This is a genomic window from Pseudoxanthobacter sp., from assembly GCF_036822375.1.
Taxonomy (GTDB): Bacteria; Pseudomonadota; Alphaproteobacteria; order Rhizobiales; family Segnochrobactraceae; genus Pseudoxanthobacter.
This window is the reverse complement of the sequence record NZ_DAISHT010000014.1, coordinates 24,032-37,273: the sequence shown is the minus strand read 5'-3', so window position 1 is coordinate 37,273 and position 13,242 is coordinate 24,032. Positions and strand designations below refer to the sequence as shown.

Genomic DNA, 13,242 nt, shown 5'->3' with positions numbered 1-13,242 from the left:
AGAGCTTCGTGGAACTGCACGGCGGCAGCGTGCGCATCGATTCCAAGGAAGGCGTCGGCACCACCGTGGTCTGCCGGTTTCCCGCCGTGCCGCCCGGCGCCAGCCAGCCGCGCAGCGGCGAGGCCGCGGATGACCCGCTGCGCGCCGGCGCCTGACGCGCGCCCTGCCCCGGAACCCGGACGGACAGCATGACCACCGAGCCCACTGCCTTCCCCCTGCCCGGCGATGCCGCCGTCCGGCGGCCGCAGCCGGCCCGCCCGGCAAGCCTCGACATGCGGCTGGCGGACGAGGCCGATACGGTGGCGCTGGCCGAGGATCTGGCCGCGATCCTGCGCCCCGGCGACGTGGTGGCACTGTCGGGCGACCTCGGGGCCGGCAAGACGACGCTGGCCCGCGCCCTGCTGCGCGCGCTGGCCGACGATGACGGGCTTGAGGTGCCGAGCCCGACCTACACCCTCATCCAGCCCTATGACCTGCCGCGGCTGAAAGTGGCCCACCTCGATCTCTACCGCCTGGCCGACGAGGAGGAGATGGATGAACTGGGCTTCGACGACCTGATTGCCGAAGGCGCCGTTCTGGTGGAGTGGCCGGAGCGGGCCGGCGACCGGCTGCCGCGCTCCACGCTGTGGCTGGAACTGCTGCCGGAGCCCGGCGGCGGGGCGCGGCGGGCCGTGCTGACGGTGGACGGCGGCGGCTGGGCCAGCCGCCTGGCCCGCACGCTGGAGGCCCGCGGCTTTCTGGATGAAGCCGGCCTGCCGCACGCCAGCCGCCGCCACCGCGCCGGCGATGCCTCCGCCCGCAGCTTCGAGACGGTTACCGCCGGCCGGCGCAGCGGCATCCTGATGAACTGGCCGGTGCGCCGCGACGAGGTGCCGGTGCGCGACGGGCGCAGCTATCGCCAGATCGCCCGCATCGCCGAAACCCTGCCACCGTTCGTGGCGGTCGCCGCCGCTCTGCGCGGACGGGGCTATTCCGCCCCCGAGATCCCGGCCTTCGATGCCGGCAGCGGCTTTCTGCTGATGGAAGACCTTGGCCGCACCGGCATCGCGGACGGCGAGGCGCCGGTCGCAGAGTGCTATCGCACCGCCATTGACCTGCTGGCGGATTTCCATTCCCGCCCCATGCCCGGCCCGCTGCCGATGGCCGACGGCAGCCTGTTCGTGCCGCCGCCCTATGATGCCGACGCGATGGCCATTGAGGTGTCGCTGCTGCCGGCGTGGTACCTGCCGAGCCTCGATGCGCCGCCGCCGGCGGCCGACGATCTCGACTGGTTCGGAGACCTGTGGCGGGCGCGGTTCGAGGCGATCGCAACGCGCGAACAGCACTGGGTGCTGCGCGATTTCCACTCGCCGAACCTGATCTGGATCGAAGGCCGCGAGGGGCTGGCGCGGCTCGGCCTCATCGACCTTCAGGATACCGTCATCGGCCCCGCCGCCTACGATGTCGCCTCGCTGGTGCAGGATGCGCGCGTGGTGGTGCCGGACGACCTGCAGGCCGAACTCCTCGACCGCTACATTGCCGCCCGCACCGCCGCCGGACCCGGCTTCGACGGCGAAGCCTTCCGCGCCGACTTCGCCGTGATGGCCGCCCAGCGTGCCACCAAGATTCTCGGCGCCTTCGTGCGGCTCGACGTGAGAGACGGCAAACCGCAATATCTGAGGCTTCTGGGTCGCATCCGCCACTATCTGCGCTCGTCGTTGTCGCACCCTGTTCTGTCTGACCTTCAGGTCTGGTATGAGACCGCAGGAATTTTCGGGCCTGAAGACTGATGGCGTCGCCTCCCCGGCGCGCGTCTCCGGGGCCGGACCTGTCAGGAACCCCGACGGACGAGCGGACGACCCAGATGTCAGACGGCGCGTTTCGGCCCACGCGAGCCATGGTGCTCGCGGCCGGGCTCGGCAAACGGATGCGGCCCCTTACGGCAACCACCCCCAAACCCCTGATCGAGGTCGCCCGACGATCGCTGATCGATTACAGCTTCGACCGCCTCGTCGAGGCCGGCGTGACGGAAGCGACCGTCAACGTCCACTACCTCGCCGACCTTGTCGAAGTGCATGTGCTGCGGCGGCCGGATCTGAAGGTCACCATCAGCGACGAGCGCCGGCAGTTGCTCGATACCGGCGGCGGCATCGCCGCCGCGCTGCCGACACTGGGCGACGAGCCGTTCTATCTGCTCAATTCCGACAGCTTCTGGCTGGAAGGTGTGCGCCCGAATCTGTCGATCCTCGCCGAAGGGTTCGATGCGGAGCGCATGGACGGGCTGCTGCTGCTGGCCACCACCGTCGGCTCGTCCGGCTATGACGGCCGCGGCGATTTCCTGTTCGACGGTCGCGGCATGCTGACCCGTCGCAAGCCGCCGGCCATTGCCCCGTTCGCCTATGCGGGGGCCGCCATTCTGCACCCGCGGCTTTTTGCCGGCGCGCCGGAAGGGCCGTTCTCGCTCAACGTGCTGTTCGACCGGGCGCTGGAAGCCGGCCGGCTGTTCGGCGTGCGCATGGAAGGCACCTGGCTGCATGTCGGCACGCCGGCAGCGATCCGCGAGGCCGAGCGGACGATCCTCGCCTCGGCTGCCTGAGGACCCGCCGACACGGCGGAAACAGACACGGCAGAACAGAAGGTTGGGCCATGGCCGGACAGGCCGGAACGCACACTGGCGACAGCAGCGCCGCCCCGTCCGCACCGGCGCGGGTGTTCACCATCGCGCCCTCGGCCCCCTTTCTCACCACCCTTGCCGATGCCCTCGTCGACGGCCGCCTCGCCGGCCCGCTTGCGGCGGGCGACGGCGGGCGGCCCGATCCGCTCGCCCTCAGCGCCGCCACCATCTATGTGCCGACGCGGCGCGCGGCGCGCGATCTCGGGCGGGCGATTCTGGAGCGGCTCGGCGGCAGGGCGGCCATTCTGCCGGCGATTCGCCCCCTCGGCGACGTGGAGGAAGACCTCCTCGCCCTCGACGGCCCGGCCGAGCGGCACGCCCCGGACCTTGCCCCCGCCGCCGATGCCCTCGGCCGCCGGCTGGCCATGAGCGAACTGGTGCTGGGCTGGGCGCGGGCGCTGTCGGATGATTCGCGCGCCCTGATCCGCGGCGAGACCATTGCCGTGCCGACCTCGCCGGCCGATGCCGTGCGCCTTGCCGACGACCTGCTGCGTCTCATGGACCAGATGACCACGGAAGAGATTTCGTGGGACGGTCTGGCCACGCTCGTGCCGGAGGAACATGCCGGCTACTGGCAGATCACGCTCGCCTTTCTCTCGGTGGCCACCCGCTGGTGGCCGGAAATTCTGGCCGAGCAGGGCCTGACCGATCCGGTGGCGCGCCGCATCGCGCTGTTGCGGGCCGAGACCGAGCGCATGCGCCGCAACCCGCCGCAAGGGCCGGTCATCGTGGCCGGTTCCACCGGTGCCATCCCGATCACCGCCGAACTGATGGCGGCCATCGCGCGTCTGCCGCAGGGCGCCATCGTGCTGCCCGGCCTCGACCGCGATCTGGAGGCCGGCGACTGGGAGATGCTGACGCAGGGCGAAGGCGCTCCCAGCCATCCGCAGTTCGGCTTCGCCCGGCTTCTCGCCCGCATCGGCATCGGCCGCGACGACGTGCAGGTCATCGCGGCCGGCGCCACGGCCGCCGGCCGGCCGGCCGGACAGGCCGCCGCCCGCGCCCGTCTGGTGTCCGAAGCCTTCCGCCCGGCCGGCGCAACGGATGCGTGGGCCGGTGTGGAAGCACGCCTCGGCGGGCCGCAGGCAATCGGCGAGGCCCTTGCCGGGCTCGACCTGATCGAGGCCCGCAACGATCGCGAGGAGGCCCTTGCTATCGCCATCGCCATGCGCGCGGCCGTGGAGGAGGGCCACAGCGTGGCGCTGATCGCGCCCGACCGCGCCATCGCCCGCCGGGTGCAGGGCGAATTGCTGCGCTGGTCGATTCTGGCCGACGACAGCGCCGGCCAGCCGCTGGGGCAGACGCCGGCGGGCATCCTCGCGCGGCTGGTGGCCGATGTCGGCGTTGCCTGCGACGATCCGCATGCCCTGCTGGCGCTGCTGAAGCATCCCTTTGCCGGCTTCGGCCTGCCGCCGGGTGCGGCACAGGCGGCCGCCCGGCAGCTTGAACTGCATGTGCTGCGCGGCCCGCGGCTGGAAACCGGCTTTGCCGCGCTGATCGCCGCCACCGCGAATGCCGGCGACGAAGCGGCGCTCGACCTCACCCGCCGGGCCGCCGCGGCACTGGCCCCGCTCGCCGATCTGGCCGCCGGCGGCGGCCTGCACCGCATGACGGCCCTTGCCGCCGCCACGCTGGACGCGCTGGGGCAGGTGGTTGCGGTGGCCGGTGAGGATGGCAGCCCGCCCGCCACACCGGCAACGGTTGCCGGGGACCGCAGTTTCCGCGCCATGAGCGCCGCCATCGAGCGGATTGCGGCCGCCGCCACCAGCGGGCTGGAACTGAAGGCGCCGGAATGGCCCGCCCTGATGGCCACGCTGACGGGCGATGCCGCCGTGCGCACCGCCGGCACCGGCGATCCGCGGGTGCGCATCTGGGGTGCGCTGGAAGCCCGCCTCGTCAGCACCGATGTCGTCATCCTGTCCGGCCTCAACGAAGCGGTCTGGCCGGCCATCCCGAAGTCCGATCCGTGGCTGACGCGCTCCATGCGCACCCGTCTGGGGCTGGAGCCGCCGGAGCGCTATATCGGCCTGTCGGCGCACGACGTGACGCAGGCGCTGATCGCGCCGCGGGTGATCGTGACGCGCGCGGAGCGCATCGGCAGCACGCCCACGGTCGCCTCGCGCTGGCTGCTGCGGCTGAAAGCGGTGGCCGGGGAAGCGGCGTGGGCGGGGGCCGCCGGGCGGGGCAGCCATTTTCTGGCGCTGGCGCGCAGCCTCGACCGGCCGGCCGGACCGCCGCTGCCCGCGCTGCCGCCCAATCCGAAGCCGCCCGTCGCCGTCCGGCCGCGCGATTTTTCCGTGACCGAGATCGAAACGCTGGTGCGCGATCCCTATGCCATCTATGCCCGGCGCATCCTGAAGCTGGCGCCGCTCGACCCGCTGGCCGCCGACCCCGGCGGCCCGGAGCGCGGCATGATGGTGCACCGGGCGCTGGCCCGCTTCTTCGCCGGCAACCCGGCCGATCTGGGGCCGGACGGACTGGCCGGCCTCATCGCCTGCGGCGAGGAGGCCTTTGCCGCCATGGCCGCTTATCCGGAGGTGCTGGCGCTGTGGTGGCCGCGCTTCTGCCGCGCCGCCGAAGCGCTGCTTCAGGAGGAGGCCGCCCGCCCGCGGCCGGCGAGCATCGCCGTGGAAGTCGCCGGGCGGCATCTGTTCTTCGTCAACGGCCGGCCCTGCACGCTGCGCGGACGCGCCGACCGGCTGGACATCGGCGCCGACGGGCGGCTGACCGTCATCGACTACAAGACCGGCAATCCGCCGGCGAAGGGCGACGTGCTCGCCTTCCGCGCCCCGCAGTTGCCGCTTGAGGCGGCCATGGCGCGCGCCGGCGCCTTCGAGGGCATCCCCGCCGGCCTGCCGCTGGCGGAACTGCGCTATGTCGCCGTCCGCGGCACCAATCCGCCGGTGCGCACGGAAGCCGTTGTGCCGAAGGAAGAGCACGCTCTGGAAGCGCTGGCGGAGCGCACGTTCGCCTTCCTGACCGAACTGCTGGAGGGCTATGACGATCCCCGCCGCGGTTACGATGCGCGCATGCTGATGTTCGCCGCCCGCAGCTTTGCCGGCGCCTACGACCATCTCGCCCGCCTCGGCGAATGGGGCAGCGCGGGAGAGGATTCATGAGCGGCACGCAGAAGAAGACGGTCGCCGTGCCCGCCACCACGCGCGAGCGGCAGGGCCGCGCCACCCGGCCGGATGCCTCGGCGTGGGTTTCCGCCAACGCCGGCTCGGGCAAGACCTATGTGCTCGTCGGCCGCGTCATCCGCCTGATGCTGGCCGGCACCGAGCCCGGCCGCATTCTGTGCCTGACCTACACCACCGCCGCCGCCGCCAACATGGCGGGGCGCATCTTCCAGCGCCTGTCGCGCTTCGCCACGCTCGACGATGCCGCGCTGGTGACCGAACTGGCCGAGATCGAGGGCCTTGCACCGGAGGCCGTGCCGGCCGACCTGCTGCCGCGCGCCCGCCGGCTGTTCGCCCGTGCGCTGGAGACGCCGGGCGGGCTGAAAATCCAGACCATTCACGCCTTCTGTGCCGCGCTGCTGGCGCAGTTTCCGCTGGAGGCCAACGTCGCCGGCCGCTTCACCGTCATCGACGACCAGCTTGCCGCCGAACTGACCGAAGAGGGCCTTGCCCGCGTGCTGGCCCGCGCCGGCCGCACCCCGGACAGCGAGCCAGGCCGCGCCCTTGCGCTGCTGGTGTCGCGCCTCAGCGACGGGGGGATTGCCGATCTGGTGCGCGACCTGATCGGCCGCCGCGAGGTGCTGCGCGAGTGGCTGACCGCCTGCGGCGGCGTCTCCGGCGCCATGGCCGCGCTGGGCACGGCGCTGGGCCTGAAGCCGGGCGACGATGCGGCCGGCCTCGCCCGCCGCTTCTTCAGCGACTGCCGGCTTGCGCCCCCGGCGCTCGCCCGCCTTGGCGAGGCGCTGGCCGCCGACCCGAAGAAAAGCCCGACCGCCGCCCGGCGGCTGGAAAGCCTGACGGTTTTCCGCGACCCCGCGCGCCCCTTCGAGGAGCGGCGCACGGCGTGGGAGGACCTGCTGTTCGGTGCCGACGGCGAGCCGCGCGATTTTTCCCGCGCCCTCACCAAGGCCGTTGCCACCGCCGTTGCCGGGCTGGAGGACGATTTCTGTGCCGAGCAGGCCCGCGTGCAGGCCCTTGGCGACCGTTTCACCGCCCTGAGGGCGGTGGAGGCGACCCATGCGCTGGTCACGCTGGCGGAAGGCGTGCTCGCCCATGTGGAAGACGAGAAGCGCCGCCGCGGCCTCATCGACTATGCCGATCAGGTGGCCCGCGCCGCCGACCTGCTGACCCGCGAGGATGCCGCGGCGTGGGTGCGCTACAAGCTCGATCGCAGCGTGGAACACATTCTCGTCGACGAGGCGCAGGATACCAGCCCGGTGCAGTGGCGGGTCATCCGCGCGCTGGCGGAGGAATTCTTTGCCGGCGAAGGATCTCCCCATAGCCGGCGAACCATCTTCGCAGTCGGCGACGAAAAGCAGTCCATCTACGGTTTTCAGGGCGCCGCGCCGGAGGAATTCGCCCGCATGCGCAAGGCCTTCGGGCGCGAGGCCGCCGGTGCCGGGCAGACCTTCAACGATGTCGAGCTGCATCTTTCGTTCCGCTCCACGCCGGATGTGCTGGCGGCGGTCGACCAGGTGTTCTCGCGGCCGCAGGCCTATGAGGGGCTGACCGAAACACCCGGCGCCACCAGCCACAGCACCGTGCGCGGCGGCGAGCCGGGGCTGGTGGAACTGTGGCCGCCCGAGGCGCCGGAAAAGAGCCCCCCGCCGGAAGGCTGGCTCGCCGCGCTCGATGCCGCGCCCGTCGCCGACCCGCAGGGACGGCTGGCGGCGCGCATTGCCGACACCATCGCCGCGTGGCTGCGCGAGGGCGCCTGCCTTGCCGGCGGACGGCCGATGCGGGCCGGCGACATTCTGGTGCTGGTGCGCAAGCGCGGGCCGTTCGTGGCCGCCGTCAACCGCGCGCTGAAGCAGCGCGGCGTGCCGGTGGCCGGCGCCGACCAGATCGTGCTGTCGGACCACATCGCCATTCAGGATCTGATCGCACTCGCCGGCGCGCTGCTGCTGCCGGAAGACGACCTGACGCTGGCCGCGGTGCTGAAGAGCCCGCTGGTGGGCCTTGGCGAGGACGATCTTTACGCGCTGGCCCACGACCGCCCCGGCACGCTGTGGGCGGCGCTGGAGGCGCGGGCCGGCGAACCGGCCCTTGCCGCGGCTTTCGGGCGGCTGGCGCGCTGGCGGGAGGCCATCGGCCGGGTGCGGCCGTTCGAGTTCTTCGCCGCCGTGCTGGGGCCGGATGGCGGACGCACGGCCTTTCTCGCCCGGCTCGGCCCGGAGGTGGAAGAAGCGCTCGATGCCTTCCTCTCCGCCGCGCTGGCCCACGAGCAGGACGACGCGGCGACCATGCAGAGCTTTCTCGCATGGTTCACCGCCTATCCCTTCCGCGTGCGGCGCGAGACGGAGACCGAGCCGCGCGAGGTGCGGGTGATGACGGTGCACGGCGCCAAGGGGCTGGAAGCGCCGGTGGTGTTTCTGGTCGACAGCGGCGGCCCGGCGGTCGTCACGCAGCACGAACCGAAGATCATCGCCGTTCCCCTTCAGGAAACGCTCTCCGGCCCGCTGACCGGGCTGGTCTGGGCGCCGACGAAGGACATGCGCCCGGCCCGCGCCGCCGCCCGGCTGGATGACTGGCGCCGCCGCACCGCCGAGGAATATCGCCGCCTGCTCTATGTCGGCCTGACGCGCGCCGCCGATCAGCTCATCGTCTGCGGCTGGCAGCCGGTGCGCGGGCTGGCGGCGGGCTCGTGGGGCGAGCTCATCCGCAGCGGCCTTGCCGGCCATCTGGAGGAGGCGACCGACATTCTGGGCCATCCGGTGCAGCGCTGGCGGCGCCCGGAGGCCCCGGCGCCCGCCCCGGCCGGCCCGGCCGCCGCCGCACCGGCAGCCGGCGATGCGCCCGCCCGCCCCGCACCGCACTGGATGGACGCCCCCGCCGGTCCGGCCCCGCAGGTGCCGCGCGCCGTCTCGCCCTCGTCCGCCCTGTCGCTGGCCGATGCGGAACCGGATGACGCGCTGGCAGCGTTCTCGGCCCCGCTGCCGGGCGCCGGCAGCGACGGTGCCGCGCTGGCGCTCGCCCGCGGCCGCATGGTGCACCGGGCGATGGAACTGGCCGGCGGCCTTGCCTTTGCCGATGCCGCGGAACGGCGCGAAACGCTGACGCGCCTCATCACCCGCGAGGCCGGCCTGCTGCCGCAGGCGGCGGCCGGCGGAGCACCGCTGGCCGCGCGGCTGGTGGCAGAGGTGATGGCGATTCTCGACGATCCGGCCTTTGCGCCGCTGTTCGGCCCCGGCGGCCGCTCCGAGGTGCCGCTGACCGGCCGTCTCATCGCGCGCAGCGGCGAGGAAATCGAGATTTCCGGCCGCATCGACCGGCTGATGGTGGAGGAAAGCCGCGTGCTGATCCTCGACTTCAAGACCGACCGCGCCGTGCCGGCCGGAGCGCACGCGGTGCCGGAAACCCATCTGGCGCAGATGGCGCTCTATCGCGCCCTCATCGCAAGGCTCTATCCCGGCCATGCCGTGGAGGCGGCGCTGCTCTATACCGCCGCCCCGCTGCTGCTGCCGCTGCCGCCGGCCGCGCTCGATGCCATCGCCGCCCGCCTGCTGGCGCCGGGCGCCAACGCCTGACGGGTCCGCACGCCCGAGCGCGCGCCCGAAGCCGCCTTCAGTGCCCGGCCTTCTCGCCGGTCGACTGCTCGATGGCGCCCAGCGCATCGGCCAGCCGCATTCTGGCCGAGCCCGGCTTCAGCGGCTTCTGCTGGCTTTCGTGCGGCGCCCAGCCGGAGAGAGAGATCATCTCCACCGTGGCGCGGATGCGCCCGTCGGCATCGGCATGGCGCTCGGCGTAGATTTCGGCGGCCCGCGCCAGCACCGCGCGCGACAGCGGCCGGCGCGAACGGTCGACCAGAACATTGGTGGCGCCCGCCGCCCGCAGGTCGGCGATCAGGGCGAACATGTGATCGTAGCGCACCGTGAAGCGGTCGGTATCGGCAACCGGCAGCGCAAAGCCCGCCCGCTGCAACAGGCCGGCCAGCGTGCGCAGATCGGCAAACGGCGCCACCCGCGGGCTGGCGCCGCCGGTCAGTTCGCTCTCCGCGCTGATCAGGCTGTCGCGCAGTTCCGCCAGCGTGTCGCCGCCCGGCAGCGTGGCCAGCAGCAGCCCGTCCGGCCGCAGCATGCGCCGGATCTGCACCAGCGCACCGGGCAGATCGTTCACCGCCTGCAGCGACAGGGTGGAAACGACCAGATCGAGGCTTTCGGCCGCAAACGGCAGCGCCTCGTCGTCGACCACCATCTCCGCGCCGGGGCCGGCGGCCAGCACGTCGGCGACGACGGCATGATCCGCTTTGCCGGTTGCCCGCAAGAGCTGCGCCACCGCGCCGCCGGAGCCGAGATCGAGCGCCACGGGAAAATGGCGGCTGATGCCGGCCAGCCGCACCGCCAGATCCTCAACCGCGATGCCGGTGAGAAAATCCGGCACGCTGCCGCGCGCCAGCGCCGCGCGCCGCCGCCGGGCCAGCAGGGCACGATCGAACAGGACCGGCGTGTCTGTCATGGCGCTCTCCCGATGATGCCGTGCCGTGGTGCGGCCGCGTGCCTGCGCTCTGCCCGGCACCGGAGTCGTGATAGTCTTGCCTCGCGCCGGCCACAAGGGCGGAGCCGCGATTGGCCGGAGGCAGGTCTTTCTTGATCCCGCACGTCTCTTTCCTGATCCCGCCCGTCGCTCCCCCGATCCCGCACGACAGCGACGAACAATGGCTGCCGGAAGCCGCCCTTCCCGCCCTGACGGCGGATGACGACGGCCCGGCGGCACCGCGCCGCCTGCGCGCGGCGGCGGTTCCGGCGCTCTGCCTGCGCGCGGGCCGGGCGCTGTTCGACGTGCTGCTGCCGCCGCGCTGCCTCGCCTGCCATCGCCGCGTCGCCTCGCCGGGCGCGCTGTGCGCCGCCTGCTGGTCGCGCATGCACTTCATCGAACGGCCTTATTGCGAGCGCCTCGGCCTGCCGTTCGCCTTCGATCTCGGCCCGGGCATCCTGTGCACCGAGGCGGTCGAAAACCCGCCGGGCTATGACCGCGCCCGCGCGGCCGTGCTCTATGACGAGGCCTCGCGGCCGCTGGTGCACGCCCTCAAATACCGCGACCGGCTGGAGGTGGCAGAGCTGATGGCCCGCCTTGCCGCGCGCGCCGGGCGCGACCTGCTGGCAGAAGCCGACCTGCTGGTGCCGGTGCCGCTGCACCGCAGCCGGCTGTGGCGGCGGCAGTTCAATCAGGCGGCCCTGCTGGCACAGCGCATCGGCCGCCTTGCCGGCGTGGCGGCCGATGTGACGGCGTTGCAGCGCACCCGCCCGACGCGCCGTCAGGTGGGGCTGGACGTGCGCCGGCGAGCCCTGAACGTGCGCGGCGCCTTTGCCGTGGCCCCCGGCGCCGGCGCGCGCCTTGAGGGGCGGCGGATCGTGCTGGTGGACGATGTTCTCACCTCCGGCGCCACCGCCGAGGCCGCCACGCGCGCCCTGCGCAGGGCCGGGGCCGCGGCCGTCGACGTGCTGGTCTTCGCCCGGGTTGTGAAGGACGAGGCAACCCCCATATAACAGCGCAGCCATTGGCCGCCGGCCGGGATGCAGGGCGTTTGGAAGCACGGCCTTCGGACGCGAGGCGCCCGGGTGCAAGTCATTCGGGTGCAAGTCATCCGGGTGCAGGTCATTCGGGTGCAGGGCGTTTGGAAGCAGGACGTCCGGGTGCAGGTCGTCCGGCGGTCGGGATCGGGCCGTTTGCCGGCTGAGGTGCCGCGCCGGCCGTTGCAGGCGGCCGCCCGATGGGCAATGGTGGCGGCAGACGAGACGAACGAGGACCATCATGGCGGATGTCATCATCTATACCCGTCAGGGCTGCGGCTATTGCAGCGCGGCCAAGCGCCTGCTCAGCGCCAAGGGCGTGACCTTCCGCGAGATCGACTGCACGGGCAACGCGACGCTGCGCTCGGAAATGATGGAAAAATCCGGCCGCAACACCTTTCCGCAGGTCTTCATCGGCGGCACCCATGTCGGCGGTTGCGACGATCTGCACGCCCTCGACCACAGCGGCAAGCTCGACGGGCTGCTGGCAGCCTGACGGCCTCAATCCGGCCGCCCGCGGGCAGGCGGCCCAGCTTCGGGAATGAAGACGATGGCGCATTTCAAGGCGGCCTGCGTGCAGATGCGCTCCACCCGCACCGTCGCCGAAAACATCGCGGCCGCTGAAGAGCTGATCCGTGCGGCGGCCGCCGCCGGCGCGCATTATGTGCAGACGCCGGAGATGACGAACATTCTGGAGCGCAGCCGCGCCGCCCTGTTCGACAAGATCACCGGCGAGGCCGCGGATGCCTCCCTCGCCCGCTTCCGCCCGCTGGCCGCCGAACTCGGCATCCATCTTCACATCGGCTCGCTGGCGATCCGGCTGGACGACGGGACGGTTGCCAACCGCGGCTTCCTCATCGGGCCGGACGGCGCCATCCGTGCGCGCTACGACAAGATCCACATGTTCGACGTCGATCTGGCCGGCGGCGAGAGCTGGCGCGAATCCGCCACCTACCGCCCCGGCACCGAGGCGGTGGTGACCGGCCTGCCGGATATCCGTCTCGGCATGGCAATCTGCTACGATGTGCGCTTTCCGCACCTGTTCCGGGCGCAGGCGAAGGCCGGGGCCGGCCTGCTCAGCGTGCCGGCGGCCTTCACCCGCCAGACCGGCGAGGCGCACTGGCATGTGCTGCTGCGCGCCCGCGCCATCGAAAACGGCGCGTTCGTCGCCGCGGCCGCACAGGGCGGCCGGCACGAGGACGGCCGCGAGACCTTCGGCCATTCGCTGATCGTCGATCCGTGGGGCACCGTGCTTGCCGAGGCGGCGGACGACGCGCCCGGCTTCATCATAGCCGGGATCGATCCGGCCGCGGTCGACAGCGCGCGCGGCCGCATTCCGTCGCTGAAAAACGAGCGGCCGTTCGCCCCGCCGCCCGTCGCACAGGCAGCGGAGGCATCATGATCCATTATTCCCTGACCTGTGCCGCCGACCACGATTTCGACGGCTGGTTCCGCTCTTCCGACGATTTCGAGGCGCAGGCCGCCCGCCACCTCGTCACCTGCCCGGTGTGCGGCTCGGCCGAGGTGCGCCGCGGCCTGATGGCGCCGGCTGTGGCCACCCGGCGCGAGCCCGCCGCCACGCCCCCGGTGCCGGTCGCGGCGGCCGATGTGCCGGGCTCCGTGGCCGCCGCCCCTTCCTTTGCCGCGGCCCCTGCCCTTGCCGCCGACCCGCGCGCCGTCGCGATGATGGAAATGGTGCGCGCGATCCGCCGCGAGGTGGAGGCGAAGGCCGATTATGTCGGCACCCGTTTTCCCGAGGAGGCGCGCCGCATCCACTATGGCGAGGCGGAAGCACGCGGCATCTACGGCGAGGCCAGCCCGACCGAGGTGGAAGCGCTGCGCGAGGAAGGCGTGGACGTTCTGCCGCTGCCGCACCTGCCCGACGAACAGAACTGAGGCC

9 protein-coding genes are annotated in these 13,242 nt (G+C 72.6%); 8 read left to right on the top strand and 1 reads right to left on the bottom strand.

Annotation, left to right across the window (positions count from 1 at the left end; all coding sequences use genetic code 11):
* The first annotated feature begins 188 nt into the window (after positions 1-188).
* The 4 genes from tsaE to addA all read left to right on the top strand — a co-directional run bounded on the left by tsaE (position 189) and on the right by addA (position 9,359).
* A complete protein-coding gene (tsaE, locus tag V7067_RS03130; RefSeq protein ID WP_334174418.1) occupies positions 189-1,769 on the top strand; it encodes a tRNA (adenosine(37)-N6)-threonylcarbamoyltransferase complex ATPase subunit type 1 TsaE in 1,581 nt (526 codons plus the stop codon).
* Positions 1,770-1,843: 74 nt separating this feature from the next.
* Entirely contained in the window at positions 1,844-2,575 is a 732-nt protein-coding gene (locus V7067_RS03125; protein WP_334174417.1) for a nucleotidyltransferase family protein, read from the top strand.
* Between the two features lie 50 nt (positions 2,576-2,625).
* A complete protein-coding gene (gene addB, locus V7067_RS03120; RefSeq protein WP_334174416.1) occupies positions 2,626-5,772 on the top strand; it encodes a double-strand break repair protein AddB in 3,147 nt (1,048 codons plus the stop codon).
* Positions 5,769-9,359, top strand: a complete 3,591-nt coding sequence (addA, locus tag V7067_RS03115; RefSeq protein WP_334174415.1) for a double-strand break repair helicase AddA — start codon at positions 5,769-5,771, stop codon at positions 9,357-9,359. The genes addB and addA overlap by 4 nt, the downstream gene beginning before the upstream one ends.
* A 37-nt stretch (positions 9,360-9,396) precedes the next feature.
* On the opposite strand, the gene V7067_RS03110 is transcribed toward addA, so the two are convergent.
* Complete coding sequence (locus V7067_RS03110) at positions 9,397-10,287, bottom strand: methyltransferase domain-containing protein (protein ID WP_334174414.1); 891 nt, start codon at positions 10,285-10,287, stop codon at positions 9,397-9,399.
* Between the two features lie 131 nt (positions 10,288-10,418).
* Between V7067_RS03110 and V7067_RS03105 the strand changes: the two genes are divergently transcribed.
* The 4 genes from V7067_RS03105 (at position 10,419) to V7067_RS03090 (ending at position 13,238) form a co-directional block, all read left to right on the top strand.
* Complete coding sequence (locus V7067_RS03105) at positions 10,419-11,318, top strand: ComF family protein (RefSeq protein ID WP_334174413.1); 900 nt, start codon at positions 10,419-10,421, stop codon at positions 11,316-11,318.
* Between the two features lie 265 nt (positions 11,319-11,583).
* Positions 11,584-11,838: a glutaredoxin 3 gene (gene grxC / locus V7067_RS03100; RefSeq protein ID WP_334174412.1), complete on the top strand. Its 255-nt coding sequence runs from the start codon at positions 11,584-11,586 to the stop codon at positions 11,836-11,838.
* Positions 11,839-11,892: 54 nt separating this feature from the next.
* Positions 11,893-12,744, top strand: coding sequence for a carbon-nitrogen hydrolase family protein (locus V7067_RS03095; RefSeq protein WP_334174411.1), 852 nt, complete (start codon positions 11,893-11,895; stop codon positions 12,742-12,744).
* Entirely contained in the window at positions 12,741-13,238 is a 498-nt protein-coding gene (locus tag V7067_RS03090; RefSeq protein ID WP_334174410.1) for a DUF1178 family protein, read from the top strand. The genes V7067_RS03095 and V7067_RS03090 overlap by 4 nt, the downstream gene beginning before the upstream one ends.
* The last annotated feature ends 4 nt before the right edge of the window (positions 13,239-13,242 follow it).

Bases quoted from the DNA above. Each gene is read 5' to 3' on its own strand.
- tsaE (WP_334174418.1), top strand. From the start codon at position 189: ATGACCACCGAGCCCACTGCCTTCCCCCTGCCCGGCGATGCCGCCGTC.
- V7067_RS03125 (WP_334174417.1), top strand. From the start codon at position 1,844: ATGTCAGACGGCGCGTTTCGGCCCACGCGAGCCATGGTGCTCGCGGCC.
- addB (WP_334174416.1), top strand. From the start codon at position 2,626: ATGGCCGGACAGGCCGGAACGCACACTGGCGACAGCAGCGCCGCCCCG.
- addA (WP_334174415.1), top strand. From the start codon at position 5,769: ATGAGCGGCACGCAGAAGAAGACGGTCGCCGTGCCCGCCACCACGCGC.
- V7067_RS03110 (WP_334174414.1), bottom strand. From the start codon at position 10,287: ATGACAGACACGCCGGTCCTGTTCGATCGTGCCCTGCTGGCCCGGCGG.
- grxC (WP_334174412.1), top strand. From the start codon at position 11,584: ATGGCGGATGTCATCATCTATACCCGTCAGGGCTGCGGCTATTGCAGC.
- V7067_RS03095 (WP_334174411.1), top strand. From the start codon at position 11,893: ATGGCGCATTTCAAGGCGGCCTGCGTGCAGATGCGCTCCACCCGCACC.
- V7067_RS03090 (WP_334174410.1), top strand. From the start codon at position 12,741: ATGATCCATTATTCCCTGACCTGTGCCGCCGACCACGATTTCGACGGC.